The following is a 284-nucleotide window of genomic DNA, read 5'->3' on the forward strand; positions in this document are numbered from 1 at the left end:
TACCTTCCGCGTCGGCAAATCTGCCCTGTGGCGAACAATGGCATTTAGATGCTAATTTAGGTCGCCAATATGCCAAGGTGTCTGGTGATTACAACCCGATTCACTTGTATCCCTGGTCTGCACGTTTCTTTGGTTTTAAGTCTCAGATTATTCACGGTATGTGGAGTAAGGCGCGCTGCATTACTGCACTAGCGCCCATAGTGGGAGAGGCATTTGAGCTGAGTGTGAGCTTTCGCAAACCGGTATTTTTACCCTGTGATGTCAGCTTTCACCATCAGCCAGAG

1 protein-coding gene is annotated in these 284 nt (G+C 48.6%); it reads left to right on the forward strand.

Going from position 1 to position 284, the window contains the following annotated elements:
• The coding region (locus tag J0A66_RS23075) for a MaoC/PaaZ C-terminal domain-containing protein (protein WP_277603629.1) at positions 1-284 on the forward strand (284 nt) is incomplete at both ends.

The organism is Bowmanella dokdonensis, assembly GCF_017254865.1.
Classification (GTDB): domain Bacteria; phylum Pseudomonadota; class Gammaproteobacteria; order Enterobacterales; family Alteromonadaceae; genus Bowmanella; species Bowmanella dokdonensis.